Below are 3,476 nucleotides of genomic sequence, written 5' to 3' on the forward strand. Positions count from 1 at the left end.
GCTGTGGCGCTCGATCAAGTACGAGGAAGTGCATCTGAAAGCCTATGCCGACGGACGCGAAGCGCGAGATGGCATCGGATCATGGATGAGCTTTTACAACCGCGCATCAGAACACCCATCTGTCTATGTTGTTGAAGAGAAGAGACTTTGCTGATTGGGATGCGATCCCGTGGGGTATCTTGGGTTCTGTCGCGCTCGTTCGGCGATAGATTGAGCGGCAGTTGTTATCAGCGAGGCGCGGGCGAAGATCCACGGGCCGTCCGATAGCGGATGGAAGGCTTCGATTTCGCCGGCTTCAGCGGCCAGCCGAAGCGTCTTGGGCGCGATCTTCAGGAGCTTTGCGGCGTTGCCAAGTTTGAGCCAGGGTTCGATCCCGTCCTCGGCGGGCTTGAACAGCGGGATGCGATGGTTCGAGCGCATCGAGGTGACACGCTCGCGCGTCCAGCGATTGCCGTTACCGGTCTTGAGGCCATTGCGGTTGAGGAGGCCGGCGATCAGATCGTCGCTGGCGATCAGCACCAGTCGGCGCACAGCCTCGATGATGTTGGCGGAGGTGCTGTTACGCTGCCCGCGCCGGCGATTGGGCAAGCGCAACTCGCTGTGGGCACCACCCACCCAGTGGACGAGGATAACGATCTCGGAGGCTGCGTCGTCGATATTGGCTACGACTTCGTGGATGAGAGTGCGCACAATGCGCTTCTTGAGGCGAGCATCCGTCGTGGGCGCATTCCAGGCCGTTTTAAGGTTCGAGGCCAGAACGCTGAGCGCAACTGGATCAGCAATGGGTGCGGGCCTCGCCGCATCATGCATGGCGATCTTGCCCTCGACCTCCGCCGCGTGAGCGAGCGCCCTGTTCCAGCGCGCTTCGAGCTCACTCGCCACCAACCGGTTCGCGGTGGTCAGCGGCATCGTATTGCCGGAAGGCCCGGTCGGTAGCATAGCGCGCCGCTTCGAGGTCGCGACTAAGAGCATCGCGCACCTGATCCCGCCGTTCCCCGGCTTCCTTGGCGGTCGCGGTTGCAGCGGCGATAGCGCCCGGACCAACGACGCCAAGCAGTGCTTCCTCGATTGCATCATCGACGCGCAATCCGCCGAAGGCGATGCAGTGAGGGCCGCCATTGTCCATCCAGGCGCGGCTGCAGCTGTAGCGCGGGATATGGTGCTTCATGCCGGAGTACCGGAGTGTGAGCTTGCGACCGCAGCGCCTGCAGCGGATCAGACCGGCCAGCAGCGCGTCACCATGCTTGGGTGCGCCGTGATGCCGACCGGTGGGAACGTTGCTGCTGACCATGGTGCGGATCGCCTCGAACCTCTCCCAGCTCACATACCCGTCGTGGGTGATTGGCTTCAGCGCCAGCCATTCGCTCCGCGTCTTGCGGCGGATCCTCACGCTCACGCCCTCGGCGCTGTATCCCGCCGCCACAGCCGTCTTACCATAAGCATAAGCGCCGCCGTAGACCGGGTTCTCAATGATCCGGTGGATGGCGGAGTAACTCGGTCGCCGCCAGGCGGTGTCGCCGTTAGTCTGCTTTACCGGCAGATCGAGATTGTACTCGTGGAGCCAGCAGAGCGCCTGTCGCGCGCTGCCCAGTTCCTCGACCTTGTCAAACACCAGCTTGATCGCTTCCTGGACGCGCCGATCCGGATCTTTCTCATAACGGTCGCCGGACTTAACGAAGCCCACCGGTGCCGCTACAACCAACTCGCCCCGGCGCGCCTTCTCGTAGCGGGCCGAGAGCGAGCGCTGGCGCAACAGATCCAGCTCGTACTCGTTGAGGCTGCCCTTGAGCCCGAGCAGCAGGCGATCGTTGCCGTGCCTTGGCGCATAGATGGTCTCCTGATCGACCAGAACGGTATCGACCACCCGGCACATCTCGATGAGTTGCTGCCAATCCCGGCTGTTGCGAGCGAAGCGCGAGACCTCGCGGGCGCAAACCGCACCAACCTTGCCGAGGCAAACCTCCGCCACCATCCGCTCAAAGCCAGCGCGTTGTACCCCGCCGGCGGCTGAACGACCGAGATCATCATCGATCACTTCGATCTCTGACCACCCGAGCGCCGTCAGCCGGTCCCGCATGGCGTATTGCAACGCGCTGCTCTCGCGATTGTGCAACACCTGATGTGCCGAGGATTGGCGCACGTAAAGAATCGCCTTGCGCTCCAGATGATGAGGCCTGACTTTGTCAGAGATCATGATCGACCTCCTTCGCGGGCGGCGTCGCTGTCATCGCAGCATGGTCGAGGATCAACTGCGTCATCAGGCTCGTGAGGGCCGCCCGGGCTTCCGCCGGTAGCTCCGGCCATGCTGGCGCGCCGATGGCGCCGTTCGACAGGCCGCTCCCGAACAGATCCATCTGCTGCTGCGGCCGCGGTTGTCGATTGTGTCGGTATCCGCTCCCTGGCATTGCCGTCTGCCGTGACCTGGGTCTCTCCCCGAATCTGGTCGTGAGAGGCTCTGGATGCGCTAGAAAACAGGGCAGCTGATGGCGTTCGATCCTTCAACGCCAGATCGAGAAGCGCAGAAAGCGCTGCAAGTGCGGTTATGCTGACAAATGGCCGAGCTGCCAAAACCTCAGCCTCAGGGCATGCCGTCCGGTCGAACATCCAGGCTGGAACCTCCAGCCAACGATCTGTTTGCGATCCATCCAGCGAGCAGCGGAAAGCGACTTCATCAGCCTTGTCGACCGTTCCGTGAACGTCTTGGCGACCAAACCAAGGATGATATCGATAAAGAATCTCGCGAAGAACGGTCCTGTGGGCGTTCTCAAACCTTGTTGTACAATCGCCGCCGTCCCCATTCGAGCCTTGACGGCAGCACACCGGATCAAGCCTACTTCAGCCCGCTGCCAATCCCCTTGGCAGCCTAACCCCGGCAGAGGCTCCACTTATCAACGCGGAGATTCTGTTCAGACAACCGGGACCAGCTCTTTAGTGATTTTCGCATTTCCTCCGCCGTAATAATCTTCGGGTGCTAATATATGGATTTCACCGCCGGGAAATGTGTCAGTAATCGCATCATCCAAGTTGTTGCAGGGGGTGGCAAACTGTCCGCAAGGTGGTGTTCCGCCTGCGGTCCCGCCCGAGGGTGCAAGAAATGTGATTGGATATTGAGATTGAGCGAGCGATGGTTGAAGTGGACCCCGGAGCGGGGACCATGGATCGCCAAAGTTAAGGTGTGATCCGGCCTGCCTTGTCGTTCAAATTAAGCAGCTTTCTTGTGCTGCTGTTGCGTCTGCTGTGGGTATGTGGGCAACGCGTTTGCGTTGTCCAAGCGAAGCGGCATATCCACAGTCCTCGCCGCCTCGATCCTGTCGATGCCGGCACGCCATGCCGCCATCGGAAACTGGTTATTCATTGCCTGGTGCGGGCGGCGATGATTGTAAAAGCTCATCCATGATCCGATGCCATCTCGCGCTTCGCGTCCGTCGGCATAGGCTTTCAGATGCACTTCCTCGTACTTGATCGAGCGCCACAGC

At 61.0% G+C, this 3,476-nt stretch carries 3 protein-coding genes and 1 pseudogene; all 4 read right to left on the reverse strand.

The genetic code is table 11. From position 1 onward, the window contains the following. Positions 1-123: 123 nt before the first annotated feature. Positions 124-909: a hypothetical protein gene (locus tag IVA81_RS07220; protein WP_247314186.1), complete on the reverse strand. Its 786-nt coding sequence runs from the start codon at positions 907-909 to the stop codon at positions 124-126. Next, on the reverse strand, positions 872-2,194 hold the full coding sequence (locus IVA81_RS07225; protein WP_247314188.1) for a recombinase family protein: 1,323 nt from the start codon (positions 2,192-2,194) through the stop codon (positions 872-874). The genes IVA81_RS07220 and IVA81_RS07225 overlap by 38 nt, the downstream gene beginning before the upstream one ends. Continuing rightward, positions 2,184-2,354 (reverse strand): hypothetical protein, encoded by a 171-nt coding sequence (locus tag IVA81_RS07230; protein ID WP_247314190.1) that lies wholly within the window; start codon positions 2,352-2,354, stop codon positions 2,184-2,186. The genes IVA81_RS07225 and IVA81_RS07230 overlap by 11 nt, the downstream gene beginning before the upstream one ends. Before the next feature lie 992 nt (positions 2,355-3,346). Continuing rightward, positions 3,347-3,476, reverse strand: a pseudogene (locus IVA81_RS07235) (integrase core domain-containing protein); the annotation flags it as partial.

The sequence above is a fragment of the Bradyrhizobium sp. 141 genome, assembly GCF_023074055.1.
Taxonomy (GTDB): domain Bacteria; phylum Pseudomonadota; class Alphaproteobacteria; order Rhizobiales; family Xanthobacteraceae; genus Bradyrhizobium.

Bases quoted from the DNA above. Each gene is read 5' to 3' on its own strand.
- IVA81_RS07225 (WP_247314188.1), bottom strand. From the start codon at position 2,194: ATGATCTCTGACAAAGTCAGGCCTCATCATCTGGAGCGCAAGGCGATT.
- IVA81_RS07220 (WP_247314186.1), bottom strand. From the start codon at position 909: ATGCCGCTGACCACCGCGAACCGGTTGGTGGCGAGTGAGCTCGAAGCG.
- IVA81_RS07230 (WP_247314190.1), bottom strand. From the start codon at position 2,354: ATGGATCTGTTCGGGAGCGGCCTGTCGAACGGCGCCATCGGCGCGCCA.